11 protein-coding genes and 1 pseudogene are annotated in these 13,722 nt (G+C 67.3%); 8 read left to right on the top strand and 4 right to left on the bottom strand.

Going from position 1 to position 13,722, the window contains the following annotated elements; genetic code table 11:
* Window positions 1-1,173 (top strand): annotated as a pseudogene (locus TX88_RS00460) (aminotransferase-like domain-containing protein); the annotation flags it as partial.
* Here TX88_RS00460 and TX88_RS00465 read toward each other — a convergent pair.
* A complete protein-coding gene (locus tag TX88_RS00465) occupies window positions 1,170-1,796 on the bottom strand; it encodes a trimeric intracellular cation channel family protein (RefSeq protein WP_044513818.1) in 627 nt (208 codons plus the stop codon). The pseudogene TX88_RS00460 and the gene TX88_RS00465 overlap by 4 nt on opposite strands.
* 48 nt (window positions 1,797-1,844) lie before the next feature.
* Between TX88_RS00465 and TX88_RS00470 the strand changes: the two genes are divergently transcribed.
* The 4 genes from TX88_RS00470 (at window position 1,845) to katG (ending at window position 6,431) form a co-directional block, all read left to right on the top strand.
* Entirely contained in the window at window positions 1,845-2,267 is a 423-nt protein-coding gene (locus TX88_RS00470; RefSeq protein ID WP_044518952.1) for a GtrA family protein, read from the top strand.
* A gap of 38 nt (window positions 2,268-2,305) precedes the next feature.
* A complete protein-coding gene (locus TX88_RS00475; RefSeq protein WP_044513819.1) occupies window positions 2,306-3,688 on the top strand; it encodes a decaprenylphosphoryl-beta-D-ribose oxidase in 1,383 nt (460 codons plus the stop codon).
* Window positions 3,689-3,790: 102 nt separating this feature from the next.
* Window positions 3,791-4,195 carry a Fur family transcriptional regulator gene (locus TX88_RS00480; protein WP_044518953.1) on the top strand — a complete coding sequence of 135 codons (405 nt, stop codon included), beginning with the start codon at window positions 3,791-3,793 and terminating at the stop codon, window positions 4,193-4,195.
* Between the two features lie 34 nt (window positions 4,196-4,229).
* Window positions 4,230-6,431: a catalase/peroxidase HPI gene (katG, locus tag TX88_RS00485; RefSeq protein WP_044513821.1), complete on the top strand. Its 2,202-nt coding sequence runs from the start codon at window positions 4,230-4,232 to the stop codon at window positions 6,429-6,431.
* 57 nt (window positions 6,432-6,488) lie between these two features.
* On the opposite strand, the gene TX88_RS00490 is transcribed toward katG, so the two are convergent.
* From TX88_RS00490 to TX88_RS00500, 3 genes are read right to left on the bottom strand one after another with little or no spacing between them, the layout of a single operon-like run.
* Window positions 6,489-7,112, bottom strand: coding sequence for a TetR/AcrR family transcriptional regulator (locus TX88_RS00490; protein WP_044513823.1), 624 nt, complete (start codon window positions 7,110-7,112; stop codon window positions 6,489-6,491).
* 10 nt (window positions 7,113-7,122) lie between these two features.
* The gene (locus TX88_RS00495; RefSeq protein ID WP_044513825.1) at window positions 7,123-7,338 is read right to left on the bottom strand and encodes a hypothetical protein; all 216 of its coding nucleotides are present in this window, start codon (window positions 7,336-7,338) and stop codon (window positions 7,123-7,125) included.
* A gap of 3 nt (window positions 7,339-7,341) precedes the next feature.
* Window positions 7,342-8,412, bottom strand: a complete 1,071-nt coding sequence (locus TX88_RS00500; RefSeq protein ID WP_044513826.1) for an oxygenase MpaB family protein — start codon at window positions 8,410-8,412, stop codon at window positions 7,342-7,344.
* 148 nt (window positions 8,413-8,560) lie between these two features.
* On the opposite strand from TX88_RS00500, the gene TX88_RS00505 reads away from it, so the two are divergent.
* From TX88_RS00505 to TX88_RS00515, 3 genes are all read left to right on the top strand, one after another.
* Complete coding sequence (locus tag TX88_RS00505) at window positions 8,561-9,325, top strand: decaprenylphospho-beta-D-erythro-pentofuranosid-2-ulose 2-reductase (protein ID WP_044513828.1); 765 nt, start codon at window positions 8,561-8,563, stop codon at window positions 9,323-9,325.
* Entirely contained in the window at window positions 9,325-11,205 is a 1,881-nt protein-coding gene (locus TX88_RS00510) for a galactan 5-O-arabinofuranosyltransferase (RefSeq protein WP_044513829.1), read from the top strand. Before TX88_RS00505 ends, TX88_RS00510 begins: the two co-directional genes overlap by 1 nt.
* On the top strand, window positions 11,195-13,722 hold a 2,528-nt coding region (locus TX88_RS00515; protein ID WP_409365838.1), incomplete at its 3' end, for an arabinosyltransferase domain-containing protein. The genes TX88_RS00510 and TX88_RS00515, both read left to right, overlap by 11 nt.

A 13,722-nucleotide genomic window follows, 5' to 3' on the forward strand; every position in this document is an offset into this window, starting at 1 on the left:
GGCCTCCCGCCAGGGCGCGGGCACCTGGGTCGCGCGCGCCACCGCACCGGGGCCGGCGCCGCGCCCGCGCCGCATCCCCGCGTCCCCCGGCACAACCTGATGCCCGGATCCCCCGATGTGTCGGAGTTTCCGCGGTCGGCCTGGTTGGCGTCGGCGCGCCGGGCCATCACCGACGCGCCGGTCTCCGCACTGCGGATGGGCGACCCGCGCGGACCGGCGGTGCTGCGCGAGGCTCTCACCGAATATCTGGGCCGCGTGCGCGGCGTGCGGACCAACCCCGAGTCGATCGTGATCTGCTCCGGGGTGCGCGACGGCGTCGACCTGCTGGGCCGGGTGCTCGGCACCCGGCGACCGATCGCCGTGGAGGCCCACGGGCTGTTCATCTTCCGCGACGCGCTCGCCGGCCTGGGCGTACCGACAACGCCGATCGGCGTCGACGCCCACGGCGCGGTGATCAGGGATCTGGACCGGCTGGACACCCCGGCGGTATTACTGACTCCCGCGCACCAGAGCCCGTTCGGGATGGCACTGCACCCGGCGCGGCGCACCGCGGTCATCGACTGGGCGCAGCGCGCCGGCGGGTACGTGGTGGACGACGACTACGACGGCGAGTTCCGCTACGACCGCCAACCCGTCGGCGCCCTGCAGTCGCTGAATCCGGAACGCGTCGTCTACCTCGGTTCGGCCAGCAAGAGCATGGCCCAGGTGATGCGGGTGGGCTGGATGGTGCTGCCCGACGCATTGATCGATCCGGTCATCGCGGCGGCCGGCGGGGCGCAGTACCACGTCGACGCACTCACCGCGCTGACCCTGGCCGACTTCATCCGCAGCGGCGGCTACGACCGGCACATCCGGCGGATGCGCAACCGCTACCGGCGGCGACGCGACACCCTCGCCGCCGCACTGGCCGGGTTCGACCTCGGCATCGGCGGGCTGGCGGCTGGGGTGAACATGCTGCTGACCCTGCCCGACGGAGCCGAACCCGAGGTGCTGCGCCGGGCCGGTGAAGCCGGTATCGCGTTGAGCGGGCTGTCGATCATGCGGCACCCGCTGGCCGGACCCGATACCCCCGACCCCGACGGGGTGATCATCGGATTCGGGGCGCCCGCGGACCACGCCTTCGGGCCCGCCGTCGACGCGCTGTGCGGCGTGCTGTCAGCGGCGCTGCGTTAGGAGTCCTCACCGGCAATCAGGTCCGACGGGCCGGTGGGCAACCGCCAGTGGAATGCCAGCCCGGCCAGCCGCAGCGTCGTGGCCAGCACCGTGCCCACCGCCAGACCGACCCACTGCGGGCCGAAGTAGTCGATGACCGCGTAGGTCGTCGCACCCATCAGCGCAGGGACGGCATACAGATCGTCCGGCCGCATCAACATCGGGATCTCCCGGACCAGCACGTCGCGGATGATGCCGCCGCCGATCGCGGTGGTCATGCCGATCAGCACCGCCGCGAACCAGCTGGCCCCGTGGTCGACGGCGAACGCCGCGCCCGAGGTCGCGAAGAAGCCCATGCCGATCGCATCCAGCGGCAGCACGATGTGGTTGAACCGGATCAGGTGCTTCGCGGTGAGGGTCGCCACCGCTGTCGCGGCCACCGCGACGGTGATGTTGGGCCAGTGCTGGATAGAGGTGGGTGGATGGACGCCGAGGAAGAGGTCGCGGATCACCCCGCCACTCACGCCGGTCAGCACCCCGAGGGCCGCGATACCGAACAGATCGAAGCCCTTGCGTATCGCGACCATCGCCCCCGACGACGCGAACACCGCGATCCCGAGGTCGTTGAGCACCGTCTGCAGCACGAGTGCACCGTACGGCCTCGCTAAGCTGCCCAGGTGGCCGAACCCGTGATGTCGCCGACCCTGAGCCTGAAGACCCAGGCGTTCAGATTCATCATCACCGGCGGACTGGCCGCGATAGTGGACTTCGGCCTCTACATCACCTTCCTCCGGCTCTTCGCCACGTTCTGGCACGTCGACGAGGACATCCGGGTCAACGTCGCGAAGACCATCAGCTTCATCGCCGGCACCGCCACCGCGTACCTGATCAACCGGCGCTGGACCTTCCAGGCACCTCCGAGCACTGCCCGGTTCATCGCCGTCTGTGTTCTGTACGCGGTGACCTATGCGGTGCAGGTGGGCATCAACTTCGTGTTCTACATGCAGTTCGAGGACAAGCCCTGGCGGGTGCCGGTCGCGTTCATCATCGCCCAGGGCACCGCCACGGTGATCAACTTCATCGTGCAGCGCGCGGTGATCTTCAAGCTGCACTGAGGTCCGGGACCGGCTACTGCCGGGTACGCTTCTCTGCGATGTCGACTACTGATTTGCCGACCACTCCCAAGCGCCTGACAGGCTGGGGCCGGACCGCACCGACCGTGGCACAGGTGCTTTCAACCAGCGATCCCGAGGTCATCGTCCGGGCCGTCGCGCGCGCCGCCGAGCAGAAGGGCCGGGGTGTGATCGCCCGCGGCCTGGGCCGCTCCTACGGCGACAACGCGCAGAACGGTGGCGGTCTCGTCATCGACATGTCGTCGCTGAACCAGATCCACTCGATCGATGCAGGCTCCAAGCTGGTCGACGTGGACGGCGGGGTGAACCTCGACCAGCTGATGCGGGCCGCACTGCCCCACGGACTGTGGGTTCCGGTGCTGCCGGGCACCCGCCAGGTGACCATCGGCGGCGCCATCGGCTGCGACATCCACGGCAAGAACCACCACAGCGCAGGCAGTTTCGGCAACCACGTGCGCTCGATGGAACTGCTGACCGCCAACGGCGAGGTGCTGCACCTGACGCCGGAGGGCGAGAACGCCGACATCTTCTGGGCCACGGTCGGCGGTAACGGCCTGACGGGCATCATCCTGCGCGCCACCATCGAGATGACGCCCACGGAGACTGCCTATTTCATCGCCGACGGCGATGTCACCAAGACGCTCGACGAGACCATCGAGTTCCACAGCGACGGCAGCGAGTCCAAGTACACCTACTCGTCGGCCTGGTTCGACGCGATCAGCAAGCCGCCGAAGCTCGGCCGCGCCGCGATCTCGCGAGGTTCACTGGCAACCCTGGACCAGCTGCCTCCGAAGCTGCAGAAGGACCCGCTGAAATTCGATGCGCCGCAACTACTCACGTTGCCGGACGTGTTCCCGAACGGGTTGGCCAACAAGCTCACGTTCATGCCGATCGGCGAGTTGTGGTACCTGAAATCGGGTACCTACCGCAACAAGGTGCAGAACCTGACGCAGTTCTATCACCCGCTGGACATGTTCGGAGAATGGAACCGCGCCTACGGTCCGGCGGGTTTCCTGCAGTACCAGTTCGTGGTTCCCACCGAGGCCGTCGAGGAGTTCAAGGGCATCATCCTCGACATCCAGCGCTCCGGGCACTACTCCTTCCTCAACGTGTTCAAGCTGTTCGGCCCTGGCAATCAGGCACCGCTGAGCTTCCCGATCCCCGGCTGGAACGTCTGCGTCGACTTCCCGATCAAGGCCGGGCTGAACGAGTTCGTCACCGAACTCGACCGCCGGGTACTGGAATTCGGTGGCCGGCTGTACACCGCCAAGGATTCCCGCACAACGGCCGAGACGTTCCACGCGATGTACCCGCGCATCGACGAGTGGCTGGCTGTGCGTCGCAGGGTCGATCCCGACGGCCTGTTCGTCTCGGACATGGCACGCCGACTGGAGCTCGTCTAGCCCCTCACCGTTCCCCTCGAATTGGCAAGAATTTTATTCTTGACTAATTCCAGAAAAGGGACGAGACTTCGGTCCGTGGCGACAACCGCGGACTTCCAGCAGATGCTGCGAAGCGCCGACATGCGTGTGACCCGCCCCCGAGTGGCGGTCCTGCACGCGGTCCATGCGCACCCACACGCTGACACGGACACCATCATCCGTTCGGTGCGCAAAGACCTGCCCGAAGTCTCCCACCAGGCCGTATATGACTCATTGCATGCGCTCACCGCGGCAGCACTGGTGCGGCGCATCCAACCATCCGGTTCAGTCGCCCGGTACGAATCACGTATCGGCGACAACCACCACCACGTCGTGTGCCGATCGTGTGGCGCAATCGCCGACGTGGACTGCGCGGCCGGGTCGGCCCCATGCCTGACCGCGTCACACGACCACGGTTTCGAGATCGATGAAGCCGAGGTCATCTATTGGGGTACTTGCCCCGAATGTTCCATTGCCCCAACTAGATAACCCCTTAACCCGCCAGCCCCGGAAAGGATTTGTCATGGCCGACGCCGAAACTCACCCCCCGATTGGTGAAGCACAAACCGAACCCGCCGAAAGCGGCTGTCCGATGGTGATCAAGCCTCCCGTCGAGGGCGGCAGCAACCGCGACTGGTGGCCCAATGCGGTCAACCTGAAGATCCTCCAGAAGAACCCGCCCGCCATCGACCCGAACGACGAGGGCTACGACTACCGCGAGGCCGTCAAGACCCTCGATTTCGAGGCCTTCGAGCGCGATTTCGATGCCCTGCTGACGGATTCGCAGGAGTGGTGGCCGGCCGACTTCGGTCATTACGGCCCGCTGTTCGTGCGGATGTCGTGGCATGCCGCGGGCACCTACCGCGTCGAGGACGGCCGCGGTGGCGGCGGCCGCGGCATGCAGCGGTTCGCCCCGCTGAACAGCTGGCCCGACAACGTCAGCCTGGACAAGGCCCGTCGTCTGCTCTGGCCGCTGAAGAAGAAGTACGGCAAGAAGATCTCGTGGTCCGACCTGATCGTCTACGCGGGCAACCGGGCGATGGAGCACATGGGCTTCCAGACCGCCGGCTTCGCCTTCGGCCGCCCGGACTTCTGGGAGCCCGAGGAGGACATCTACTGGGGCGCCGAGCACGAGTGGCTCGGCACCCGGGAGCGCTATGCCGGCTCCAACGGTGACCGCACCAAGCTGGAGAACCCGCTCGGCGCCTCCACCATGGGTCTGATCTACGTGAACCCCGAAGGCCCCGAAGGCAATCCGGATTACCTGGCAGCAGCCATCGACATCCGCGAGACGTTCGGCCGGATGGCGATGAACGACATCGAGACCGCGGCGCTGATCGTCGGTGGTCACACCTTCGGCAAGACCCACGGCGCCACCGACATCGAGAACGGCGTGGAGCCCGAGGCCGCACCGCTCGAGCAGGTGGGCCTGGGCTGGTCCAACCCGGGTGTCGGCAACGAGACCGTCAGCAGCGGCATCGAGGTCACCTGGACGCACACCCCCACCAAGTGGGACAACAGCTTCCTGGAGATCCTCTACAGCAACGAGTGGGAGCTGACGAAGAGCCCGGCGGGCGCCAACCAGTGGAAGCCCAAGGACAACGGCTGGGCCAACTCGGTGCCGATGGCGCAGGGCACCGGCAAGACCCACCCGTCGATGCTCACCACCGATCTGTCGATGCGGTTCGACCCGATCTACGGCAAGATCACCCGCCGCTGGCTGGATCACCCGGAGGAGCTGGCCGAGGAGTACGCCAAGGCCTGGTTCAAGCTGCTCCACCGCGACCTGGGTCCGGTGGCCCGCTACCTCGGACCGCTGGTGCCCAAGCAGACCTGGCTGTGGCAGGACGTCGTTCCGGCCGGTAAGACCCTGAGCGATGCCGATGTCGACACGCTCAAGGCGGCCATTGCCGATTCCGGTCTCACCGTGCAGCAGCTGGTCGACACTGCATGGAAAGCCGCGGCGTCGTACCGCTCCAGCGACATGCGCGGTGGAGCGAACGGCGGCCGGATCCGCCTGCAGCCGCAGCTGGGCTGGGAGGTCAATGAGCCCGACGAGCTGGCCCCGGTGATCAGCAAGCTGGAGGAGATCCAGGCAGCGTCCGACACCGGTGTCTCCTTCGCGGACTTGGTGGTCCTCGGCGGGGCTGTCGGTGTCGAGAAGGCAGCCAAGGACGCCGGATTCGACGTCACCGTGCCGTTCCTCTCGGGGCGCGGCGACGCCACCCAGGACCAGACCGACGTCGAGTCGTTCGCGTACCTGGAGCCCAAGGGCGACGGCTTCCGCAACTACGCGGCCAAGGGCGACAGCCTGCCGGCCGAGTATCGGCTGATCGACCGGGCCAACCTGCTCGGCCTGTCAGGTCCGGAGCTGACCGCGCTGATCGGTGGCCTGCGCGTGCTGGGCGCCAACCACGGTGGCTCTGACCTCGGTGTGCTGACTGCCAACAAGGGCAAGCTGACGAACGACTACTTCGTCAACCTGACCGACATGGGCACCAAGTGGGCGCCGTCGCCGGCTGATGACGGCACCTACGTCGGCTCCGACCGGTCCAGCGGTGCGCAGAAGTACACCGCCAGCCGCGTCGACCTGCTGTTCGCCTCGAACTCGCAACTGCGGGCGCTGGCCGAGGTCTACGCCGAGGACGATTCCAAGGAGAAGTTCGTCAAGGACTTCGTCGCCGCCTGGAACAAGGTGATGAACGCCGACCGGTTCGACGTCTGATCTGATAAGTAACTCAACACCCCGCGGGCTCGAAGCTCGCGGGGTGTTGTTGTTGCACTAGGGTTTTGCGCGCACCGCGCGGTAGGCCGCCCTGCCGAAGGTTTCGGCAATCAATTCTGAATCGCCGTCGGCGTCGAGCATCTTCCGGACGGCGGCCTCGCAGATCGCCAGGAACACCTCGACCAGCATCGGCAGTGTCACGTCGATATCCGCGACCTGCCACCGTTGCATCAGCGGGCGCATCACGGTGGCGAGCTGACCGCGGAGGCGGTCCCGGCCCCGCGCGATGGCCGCAGTGAGCACCGGGTCGGGGTCCGTCCCGAAGATGATGCGCCACGAGGCGGGACGCTCGCGCACGGTGCTGTGCAGCGCGCGGAACCCGTCGACGAACAGTTGCTCGATGGAGCCGGTGCGCTGCGGCGGCAACAGCTCGAGCAGGCTGGCCAGCACCTCGTCGGTTTCCCGATCCAACAGTGCGGCAAGCACTTCCCCACGCCCGGGGTAGCAGGCGTAGACCACCGGCCGGGTGACGCCCAGACGGCTTGCGATGTTGCCCATCGTCACGTCGGCCAGCCCCTGCTGCGCTGCGATCTCCAACGCGGCGTCGAGGACCTGCGGCCGGCGCCGGTCCGGGCCCAGATGTTCGGCGCGGGCCCGGTTGGCGATTGCGGCTTCGTTCACCTCACTCCACTCATGTCAGCGTGACATTAGCGATGATCAGCACCGGCCACGCAACGATCTCGCCCAACAGCGAGAACAGCTTGTCCAGCCCTGTGAGCCCAGCGATGTGGTCGCTGTGGGTGAGGGCCCAGATCATGCCGATCACGAAGTACGGGGCCCCCACCACGACCGCGAGGTAGACGAGCTGCCGGATGCTCAACCGGTGGTCGAGAAGATTCTTGATCACGAGTTATCCGATCCTGCCGAGAATCGGCTGCGACTCCACGATGCCCTCGTCACTCGGTGCGACCCCTTCACCGAACACGCGGACCGCCTGCCTCTCCCGAAACTCGAAGTGAGCCTGACTCGGTGCCGCGTAGCCGTAGCGACGCTGAGCCTCGCGCGGTGTGGTGGTGATCGGGTCCTTCGGCGGAACCGACAGCAGGACCCGTGCGCCGATGGGCAGGGTCGCCGGCGACAGCAACCGCAGCAGGATGAGCTGGAGCCGCTTGCTCATGGCGATCACCGTGAACGCGGCATTCAGCGGCGGCACCACCAGAGCATCCAGAAGCCGGGATGTGCTGAGCCCGGCCATCTCCCGCATCCAGCGCGGCATCGTCGCCAGGGTGCCGCGGCGCAGGAACGCGGTGATCACCCTGGTGCCGGGACGAAGCAGCAGCGGCATCCTGGGCAGCATCACCTCGGCGCCCAGCAGGTGGTGCATGGCCTGTCGGGCGATATCCGAGCCGATCAGCTGGGGTCGCATCTTCTCGAAGTACTCCCGGATGCCCTCGCGGGTCAGGGGAACGTCGGAGGGGTCGCAGGTCTGCAGCTCGGCGGCGATCGCGCATTCGCGCCAGTACTGCAATTCCTCTTCGGGTGACAGCGGTCCGGGGCCGTACTTCTCGTAGGCCACCAGGATGGAATGCCATGCGGTCAGGTGGATCCACAGCTGCGAATACGGGTTGTTGGCGTCGTAGGTCTTTCCCGTGACCGGGTCGGTGCCGATGGCCTTGGAGTGGATCTTGACCAGAACGTCGGCGGCCTTCGTGGTCGAGCGACTGTCGTCGAACGCCACCATGGCGAAGTAGCGCAGCGTCCGGTCGTACCGGGTGCGCGGCCGCGAGTAGATCTCGTGGGTCTTGTCGACCGCCGCGACGAGCGCGGGGTCGAGTTCCTCGATGACGACGGCGCGCTGGAACCCGATCGACAGCGAAGTGGGATAGCTCCACACCTTCCATGTCACCGAATCGGGGCCGAAGAACCCGTAGTCCTCCCCCGGTTCCGTCTCGGGCAATGCCAGCCAGTCACGGATCGTCATGATCTCCCCTATTTCCTACACGATGTAGAAAAAAGCTACGTCGTGTAGGAAATGCGGTCAAGGCCCTGCGCCCGGATTGCTCGAATTTTCGAAGGAAACCGCACGGTACCCTCGTCACGATGTCCCCCGAGGCTTGGAGCTGCGCTAGATGGTGTTCGACGCCGTAGGTAACCCCCAGACGATTCTGCTGCTCGGCGGCACTTCAGAGATCGGGCTGGCGATCTGTGAGCGCTATCTGCGCGACGCCTCTGCCCGCATCGTGCTGGCCGCCCTGCCCGGCGATCCGGGCCGCGACGACGCGGTGGCCCAGCTGCGAAACGCCGGTGCCAGTTCGGTCGAGGTCATCGACTTCGACGCAGTCGACACCGCCAGCCACCCCGATGTGATCGACAAGGCGTTCGCTGCCGGTGACGTGGATGTCGCGATCGTGGCCTTCGGCCTGCTCGGCGATGCCGAAGAGTTGTGGCAGAACCAGCGCAAGGCCGTGCAGATCGCCGAAATCAACTACACCGCAGCGGTTTCCGTCGGCGTCCTGGTCGGCGAGAAGATGCGCGCCCAAGGCTATGGCCGGATCATCGCGATGAGCTCGGCCGCAGGCGAGCGGGTGCGCCGGTCCAACTTCGTCTACGGCTCCACCAAGGCCGGTCTCGACGGGTTCTACCTCGGCCTCGGTGAGGCCCTGCGCGAGTTCGGCGTGCGGGTCCTGGTGATCCGGCCCGGTCAGGTGCGCACCCGCATGAGCGCCCACGTCAAGGAAGCCCCGCTGACCGTCGACAAGGAATACGTGGCCAACCTGGCCGTCACCGCGTCGGCCAAGGGTAAGGATCTGGTCTGGGCGCCTGGCGCGTTCCGCTACGTGATGATGGTTCTGCGGCACATCCCGCGGCCCATCTTCCGCAAGCTTCCCATCTGATGCAGGCCGGACTGGCCGGTCCGGCCAGGGTGACCGGACACATGGTGATCGCCCTCATGCTCGCCTCGGCGGTGGCCGGGGTGTCGATCGCCGCGATCGCCCAGGTCCAATGGCCGGCCTACAACACGTCCAACCAACTGCACGCGCTCACCACGGTGGGCCAGGTCGGCGCGCTCGCCGGAATCATCGCCGCCGGACTGATCTGGCGGAAAGGCCGGCGCACCCTGGCCCGGCTGGCCGCGCTGATCTTCCTGTCCGCGTTCTCGGTGGTCACCCTGGCGATGCCGCTGGGCGCCACCAAGCTGTACCTGTTCGGGGTCTCGGTCGACCAGCAGTTCCGCACCGAGTACCTGACCCGGCTGGCCGATGCCCCCGGCCTGCACGACATGACCTACTTCGGGCTTCCGCCGTACTACCCGGCCGGCTGGTTCTGGATGGGCGGGCGCATCGCCGCGGCCACCGGCACCCCGGCCTGGGAGATGTTCAAGCCCTGGTCGATCGTCTCGATCACCATCGCCGTGGCACTCGCCTTCGTGTTGTGGGCGACCATGATTCGCTTCGAATACGCGCTGATCGTGACCACCGCGAGCACCGCCGCCGTGCTGGCCTACTCCTCCACCGAGCCCTACGCCGCGATCATCACCGTGCTGTTGCCGCCGGTGTTCGTGCTGGCCTGGTCGGGGTTGAGAGGTAAGACCCGCAACGGCGGCTGGGCCGCTGTCGTCGGCGTCGGGATCTTTCTCGGCTTCGCCGCCCTCTTCTACACCCTGCTGCTGGCCTACTGCGCGTTCACGCTGGCCCTGATGGCGCTGGTGCTGGCAATCGCCCGGCGCCGGATCGACCCGCTGCTGCGTCTGCTGGTCATCGCGCTGATCTCCGGGGCGATCGCCCTGATCACCTGGGGCCCGTACCTGCTGGCCTCGCTGCGCGGAACACCCGCCGAAAAGGGCACCGCCCAGCACTATCTGCCCGACGCCGGCGCCCAGCTGACCTTCCCGATGCTGAGCTTCACGCTGCTCGGCGCGCTGTGCATGCTCGGCACGCTGTGGCTCGTGGTCCGCGCGCGCTCCTCGACGCGGGCCGGGGCGCTGGCCACCGCGGTGCTCGCCGTCTACGCCTGGTCGCTGCTGTCGATGCTGACCACCCTGGCGGGGACCACGCTGCTGTCCTTCCGGTTGCAGCCCGCACTGACCGTGCTGCTCACCACCGCGGGTGCGTTCGGTTTCATCGAGGCGACGCAGGCAATCGCAAGGCGCTACCAGCCGGAGACCGCGCAGCGCGTCACCATCGCGGCCGCCGCCGTCGGCGTGATCGGCGCCGTCACCTTCAGCCAGGACATCCCCGACGTGCTGCGCCCCGACATCAACGTGGCCTACACCGACACCGACGGAACCGGGCAGCGGGCAGACCGCCGGGCGCCGGGGGCCGAGCGCTACTACCGCGAGATCGACGCCAAGATCGCCGAGGTCACCGGAGTGCCGCGCAACGAGACCGTGGTGCTGACCGCCGACTACAGCTTCCTGTCGTACTACCCCTACTACGGGTTCCAGGGCCTGACGTCGCACTACGCCAACCCGCTTGCCGAATTCGACAAGCGCGCCAAGGCCATCGAGGGCTGGGCCACGCTGAGCAAGGCCGACCAGTTCGTGAAGGCGCTCGACGAGATGCCCTGGAAGGCGCCGACCGTGTTCCTGATGCGCCACGGCGCGAACGACACCTACACGCTGCGCCTGGCCTCCGACGTCTACCCCAACCAGCCGAACGTGCGCCGCTACCACGTGGCGCTCGACGCGGCACTGTTCAAAGATCCACGTTTCGAGGTGACCGACATCGGACCGTTCGTCCTGGCGATCAGAAAGCCAACTCCCGATGGCCATTAATTCCGGCGCAGACACGCCGATAGCATCAGAGCCCGTGACGGGACCGCAGGGAACCGCCGGCAGCAACCACCGGACGGTGCGGCTCATCGCCGTCGTCGCCGGTCTGCTCGGCGTATTGATGGCGGTGGCGACACCGCTGCTTCCGGTCAAGCAGACCACCGCCCAGCTGAACTGGCCACAGAACGGCACCTGGCAGAGCATCAACGCACCGCTGATCGGGTACGTCGCCACCGATCTGACCATCACGGTGCCGTGCCAGGCCGCCGCCGGCCTGGCCGGACCGGAGAATCGCGCCCGCACCGTCCTCTTGTCCACGGTGCCCAAGCAGGCGCCCAAGGCCGTCGACCGCGGCCTGCTCATCGAACGGGTCAACAACGACCTGCTGGTCATCGTGCGCAACACCCCGGTGGTCAGCGCACCGCTGGATGCAGTGCTCAGCCCGGCCTGCCAGTCCCTGACCTTCACCGCGCACGCCGACAAGGTGACCGGCGAATTCGTCGGGCTCACCCAGGCCGATGCCAGTGACACCGCCGACAACCCCGATGCACCCCTGCGCGGTGAGCGCGGCGGCTACGACTTCCGGCCGCAAATCGTCGGCGTCTTCACCGACCTGTCCGGCCCCGCACCAGAGGGCCTGAAGTTCTCGGCCACCATCGACTCCCGGTACAGCAGCGCCCCGACGCTGCTCAAGCTGATGGCGATGATCATCGGCGTCGCGATGACCGTCATCGCCCTGGGCGCGCTGCATCGTCTCGACTCCGCCGACGGTGTCCGGCACCGGCGTTTCCTGCCGCCCCGCTGGTGGTCGATGACGCCGCTGGACGGACTGGTTACCGCGGTGCTGGTGTGGTGGCACTTCGTCGGGGCCAACACATCCGACGACGGCTACATCCTGACCATGGCCCGGGTGTCCGAACAGGCCGGCTACATGGCCAACTACTACCGCTGGTTCGGCACCCCCGAGGCCCCGTTCGGCTGGTACTACGACCTGCTGGCGCTGTGGGCCCACGTCTCCACCGCCAGCATCTGGCTGCGGCTACCCACGTTGCTCATGGCGCTGGCCTGCTGGTGGGTGATCAGCCGTGAGGTGCTGCCGCGACTCGGCCGAGCCGTCAAGACCAACCGTGCGGCCGCCTGGACCGCCGCCGGCATGTTCCTGGCGTTCTGGCTGCCGCTCAACAACGGCCTTCGCCCCGAACCGATCATCGCCCTCGGCATCCTGTTGACGTGGTGTTCGGTGGAACGCGGGGTGGCCACCAACCGCATGTTGCCGGTGGCCATCGCGATCATCATCGGTGCACTGACCCTGTTCTCCGGCCCCACCGGCATCGCCGCCGTCGGCGCCCTGCTGGTCGCCGTGGGACCGCTGAAAACCATTGTGGCCCGGCATACCTCGCGCTTCGGGCATCTGCCACTGCTGGCCCCGATCCTGGCCGCCTGCACCGTGACGATCATCCTGATCTTCCGGGACCAGACCCTGGCCGGCGAGATCCAGGCCAGCACATTCAAGTCCGCCGTCGGCCCCAGCCTGGCCTGGTTCGACGAGCACATCCGCTACTCGCGGTTGTTCACCTCAAGCCCCGACGGTTCGGTGGCGCGACGCTTCGCGGTGCTGACCCTGCTGGTGGCGCTGGCTGTGTCGATCGCGATGACGCTGCGCAAGGGCCGCATCCCCGGCACCGCCGCCGGGCCGAGCCGCCGCATCATCGGCATCACGATCATCTCGTTCCTGGCGATGATGTTCACCCCGACCAAGTGGACGCACCACTTCGGCGTGTTCGCCGGGCTGGCCGGATCCCTCGGTGCGCTGGCCGCCGTCGCCGTTACGGCCGTCGCGATGAAGTCGCGCCGCAACCGGTCGATGTTCGCCGCCCTGGTGCTGTTCGTGGTGGCGCTGTCGTTCGCCACCGTGAACGGCTGGTGGTACGTCTCCAACTTCGGTGTGCCCTGGTCCAACTCGTTCCCCGAATACAAGTTCGGGTTCACCACCATCCTGCTGGGCTTCTCGGTGCTGACCTTGTTGTTGGCGGCCTGGTTCCACTTCAGCGGCCGCGACAAGTCCCCGGACGAACAGCAGCACCGCTGGCAGCGGATCGTCCAATCACCACTGGCCATCGCCGCGTGGGTGCTGGTGATGTTCGAGGTGGTGTCCCTGACCCTGGCGATGACCAATCAGTACCCGGCCTGGTCCGTCGGGCGTTCCAACCTGGAAGCGCTCGCCGGCAAGACCTGCGGACTGGCCAGCGACGTGATGGTCGAGGAGAACGCGAACGCCGGCCTGCTGGCCCCGATCAACGAACCTCCCGGCCAGGCCCTCGGCGCGGTCACCGCGCAGGGATTCGGCCCCAACGGCATCCCGTCGGACGTCTCGGCCGACCCGGTGATGGAACAGCCCGGCGCCGGTAACTTCGCCGACAGCGACTCCGGCACCGTGACCGGCAGCGAGGTGGGCACCGAGGGTGGCACCACCGCGGCCGCCGGCGTCAACGGCTCCCGGGCCCGGCTGCCCTACGGCCT

Origin of the sequence: Mycolicibacterium septicum DSM 44393, from assembly GCF_000455325.1 — a bacterium.
In the GTDB taxonomy this organism is placed as follows: Bacteria; Actinomycetota; Actinomycetes; order Mycobacteriales; family Mycobacteriaceae; genus Mycobacterium; species Mycobacterium septicum.

Bases quoted from the DNA above. Each gene is read 5' to 3' on its own strand.
- TX88_RS00470 (WP_044518952.1), top strand. From the start codon at position 1,845: ATGTCGCCGACCCTGAGCCTGAAGACCCAGGCGTTCAGATTCATCATC.
- TX88_RS00475 (WP_044513819.1), top strand. From the start codon at position 2,306: ATGTCGACTACTGATTTGCCGACCACTCCCAAGCGCCTGACAGGCTGG.
- TX88_RS00480 (WP_044518953.1), top strand. From the start codon at position 3,791: ATGCTGCGAAGCGCCGACATGCGTGTGACCCGCCCCCGAGTGGCGGTC.
- katG (WP_044513821.1), top strand. From the start codon at position 4,230: ATGGCCGACGCCGAAACTCACCCCCCGATTGGTGAAGCACAAACCGAA.
- TX88_RS00500 (WP_044513826.1), bottom strand. From the start codon at position 8,412: ATGACGATCCGTGACTGGCTGGCATTGCCCGAGACGGAACCGGGGGAG.
- TX88_RS00505 (WP_044513828.1), top strand. From the start codon at position 8,561: ATGGTGTTCGACGCCGTAGGTAACCCCCAGACGATTCTGCTGCTCGGC.
- TX88_RS00510 (WP_044513829.1), top strand. From the start codon at position 9,325: ATGCAGGCCGGACTGGCCGGTCCGGCCAGGGTGACCGGACACATGGTG.